The organism is Micromonospora sp. M51 (assembly GCF_018070305.1).
In the GTDB taxonomy this organism is placed as follows: Bacteria; Actinomycetota; Actinomycetes; order Mycobacteriales; family Micromonosporaceae; genus Micromonospora; species Micromonospora parva.
The window spans coordinates 1-2,823 of sequence record NZ_JAGPXZ010000762.1; the positions used below are offsets into that span (position 1 = coordinate 1).

The window sequence follows — 2,823 nt, forward strand, 5'->3', positions numbered from 1 at the left end:
GGTCGGTGAAGAAGTCGACCGACCGTTGCCGCCACGCGGCCCGGTCCGCCTCCCGCACGTAGCCGCGGCGCTGCGCCCACTCGCCCAGCGCGACGTGCCGCCGGGTACGCCGTTGCAGACCGCGCCGGTCCAGGCCGGACGCCCGGACGTCGGTGGCGGCCGCGGCGAGCCAGGTGGCGATGCCCTGAAGGCCGAGCGCGGTGGGGTAGACCGGATCCGCCGGCACCGTGTCGTGCCCGGCGGTGGCGAGGAGCCGACCGGCGGCGGCGACCGCGTCCCGGTTCGGCGCGTCCGCCGCGACACCGCGCACCGGGGAACGCAACGAGACCCCCACCCGCAGCCGCTGCGGCGGGACGAGCTTCTCGGGGCGTCGGCCGGCGAGCACCGAGAAGCCGACCGCCGCGTCGGCGACCGTGCTGGTCAGCATGCCGTGCTCGGTGAGACCGAACCAGTCGTCGGCACCGAGCTGGCAGGGGACCACGCCCCGACCGGGCTTGAGCCCGACAAGCCCGCAGCAGGCCGCGGGAATCCGGATCGAGCCGAGACCGTCGTTGGCGTGCGCGATCGGCACCAGCCCGGCGGCGACCGCGGCGGCCGAGCCACCCGAGGACCCACCGGGGGTACGCGTGCTGTCCCACGGGTTACGGGTCACCGCGCTGTCGTCGTCGGTGAGCGCCCACAGCCCCAGTTCGGGCATCCGGGTCACGCCGAGGATCACCGCGCCGGCGCCGCGCAGTCGACGCACCACCTCGTGGTCGGCCTCCGCGACGTCGGTGCGGGCGGCGGCCGACCCGTTCCAGGTGGGCAGGCCGGCGACCGGGGTGTTCTCCTTGACCGCCACCGGAACCCCGGCCAGCGGCAGGTTCGCCAGGTCCTCCTGCTCGTCGACCTTCTCCGCCTCGGTGATCGCCTCACCGCCGCGAACGGCGCGGAACGCGGCCAGCTCACGGTCGGCTCGGGAGATGTACTCGAGGTGGTCGGCGACGACCTGGGTCGCCGAGACGTCACCTCGGCGTACGCCCCGGGCGATCTGCTTGGCGGTCGCTCCGACCCAGGTCGCCATGATGTCCTGCACGGCCATCCTTCCCCAGCGGTCAGCCCAGCGCCTGCTCCAGATCGGCGAGTAGGTCGTCGACCGTCTCGATGCCGACAGACAGTCGCACGAGATCGCCGGGAACTTCAAGCGGCGAGCCGGCAGCACTTGCGTGTGTCATCCGGCCCGGGTGCTCGATCAGGGATTCCACGCCGCCCAGCGATTCGGCGAGCACGAAGAGCTTGGCCCGGTTGCAGATGTCCACGGCGTGCTCCTCACCACCGGCGGCGCGGAACGAGATCATGCCGCCGAACCGGCGCATCTGCTTGACGGCCACCTCGTGACCGGGGTGCGAGGGCAGCCCCGGATAGATCACCTGGGCCACCTTGGCGTGCCCGTCGAGGTACCCGGCGAGCCGCTCGGCGTTGTCGCAGTGCCGGTCCATGCGTACCCCGAGGGTCTTGATGCCCCGCAGGGTGAGCCAGGCGTCGAACGGGCCGTTGATCGCGCCCATCGCGTTCTGGTGGTAGCGCAGCTCCTCACCGAGACCGGCGTCGGCGACGACCAGCGCGCCACCGACCACGTCGGAGTGCCCGCCGATGTACTTGGTGGTGGAGTGCACCACCACGTCCGCGCCGAAGGCGATCGGCTGCTGGAGGTACGGCGAGGCGAAGGTGTTGTCCACCACCAGCAGGGCGCCCGCGTCGTGTGCCACGGCGGCCAGTGCGGCGATGTCGGCGATGCCGAGCAGCGGGTTGGTCGGCGTCTCCACCCAGACGATCTTCGTGCGACCGGGCTGCACGGCCGCCCGGATCGCGGCCGGGTCGGAGACCTTGGCCGGGCTGAACTCCAGGCCCCAGCGCTGGGCGACCCGGGCGAAGAGCCGGTACGTGCCGCCGTACGCGTCGTCCGGGATCACCACGTGGTCACCGGGCTGGCACACCGCCCGCAGCAGGGTGTCCTCCGCCGCCAGGCCGCTGGCGAAGGCGAGCCCCACCGGCCCGCCCTCCAGCGCCGCCAGGCACTCCTGGAGCGCGTCCCGGGTCGGGTTGCCGGACCGGCTGTACTCGTAGCCGAGGCGGGGTGCGCCGACGGCGTCCTGGGCGTACGTGCTGGTCTGGTAGATCGGTGGGATCACCGCGCCGGTGCGGGCCTCAGGGTCCTGGCCGGCGTGAATGGCGAGCGTCTCGAAGCCGTGACTCATTCTGGTGAGGCTAGTGCCCCGTCGGAGAGGGCTGGAACGGAACCCGCGCTCCGAGGCGGGGCCGGGCCGCCAACGGCGTCGGCATAACCTGGCCCGATGAGCGGCTGCGTGTTCTGCGGGATCGTGGCGGGCGAGGTGCCGGCGTTCCGGGTGGCCGACACCCCGGACGGGGTGGCGTTCCTGGACACCCGGCCGGTGTTCAAGGGGCACGTGCTGGTGGTGCCCCGGGCGCACCTGGTGACGCTGGCGGAGTTGCCGGCCGACCTGCTGCCCGGCTACTTCGCCCTGGTCCAGCGGCTGGCGGTGGCGGTGGAGACCGCCCTGGGCGCCGGTGGGACGTTCGTGGCGATGAACAACAAGGTGTCCCAATCGGTGCCCCACCTGCACACCCACGTGGTGCCGCGAACCAAGGGCGACGGTTTGCGGGGCTTCTTCTGGCCGCGCACCCGGTACGGCGACGACAGCGAGGCCCAGAGCTACGCGGACCGGGTAGCGGCGGCGTTCCCGGCCGGGGCCTGAGTCACCGTCACGCGGGTAAGGAAGCAGGACCCTCTGGTGTTGCACGCCGCGAGTGGTACGAGAGGAG

3 protein-coding genes are annotated in these 2,823 nt (G+C 72.8%); 1 reads left to right on the forward strand and 2 read right to left on the reverse strand.

Annotation, left to right across the window (positions count from 1 at the left end; translation table 11 throughout):
• Both KBX53_RS28330 and KBX53_RS28335 read right to left on the reverse strand, forming a co-directional pair.
• Positions 1-1,081: amidase (locus KBX53_RS28330; RefSeq protein ID WP_210862616.1), on the reverse strand; the 1,081-nt coding region annotated here is incomplete at its 3' end.
• Positions 1,082-1,094: 13 nt separating this feature from the next.
• The gene (locus KBX53_RS28335) at positions 1,095-2,237 is read right to left on the reverse strand and encodes a cystathionine gamma-synthase (RefSeq protein ID WP_210862618.1); all 1,143 of its coding nucleotides are present in this window, start codon (positions 2,235-2,237) and stop codon (positions 1,095-1,097) included.
• Between the two features lie 96 nt (positions 2,238-2,333).
• On the opposite strand from KBX53_RS28335, the gene KBX53_RS28340 reads away from it, so the two are divergent.
• A complete protein-coding gene (locus tag KBX53_RS28340) occupies positions 2,334-2,756 on the forward strand; it encodes an HIT family protein (RefSeq protein WP_210862620.1) in 423 nt (140 codons plus the stop codon).
• Positions 2,757-2,823 lie beyond the last annotated feature (67 nt).